General features: G+C 40.2%; 1 protein-coding gene. It reads left to right on the top strand.

The features are described 5' to 3' along the window. Positions 1-93: 93 nt before the first annotated feature. On the top strand, positions 94-522 hold the full coding sequence (locus A3757_RS22935; RefSeq protein WP_068511236.1) for a CBS domain-containing protein: 429 nt from the start codon (positions 94-96) through the stop codon (positions 520-522). Positions 523-654 lie beyond the last annotated feature (132 nt).

Here is a 654-nt window from a genome sequence, read left to right as displayed (position 1 = left end):
GGGTACGGGAATTGCCGTACAGTTAGATGTTGAAGATGCTGTGGGCGTCTCGCACCAAATACAATCTATTGCAGCTAAAGTCGAGGAAGAGTTATGAGTCATACCAATAAAACGGTTGTTAAAATTAAGGATGTCATGCGGAGTAACTACGTTGAAATGGACGGCATGATGACCGTTAAAGACGCCTTGATTCAAATGAAAGAGCATAATGCTAGCTACGTGATTATCAAAAAACGTAATGAGGATGACGAGTACGGCGTTGTGATGCTGTCAGATATCGCTAAAAAGGTATTGGCAAAAGATAAGTCACCTGATCGCGTTAATGTCTATGAAATTATGTCTAAGCCCGTTGTCAGTGTCCCACCTGAAATGGATGTGCGCTATTGTGCTCGTTTATTTGATCAGTTTGGCTTGGCGAGTGCGCCAGTTATTGATGGTAAAAACGGTAAAGTAGTGGGTGTGGTAGGTTATAAATCTTTGGTTTTTGAAGGTATTTTAGTAGAGCAGCATACCTTGGATTAAAGCGTATTACAGTATTTTGGATGGCTATGGATTGTTAGGGTGAGTGACTAATTGCGAATTCTATAATAGCCATTTATTCAGACTCTCGACTATACTGATGACAGTCTTAACTGTAACAACGACAAATAACAA

It is taken from the genome of Oleiphilus sp. HI0117 (assembly GCF_001635235.1).
Note: the sequence above shows the minus strand (reverse complement) of the source record. Positions and strands in the feature narration are given on the sequence as shown.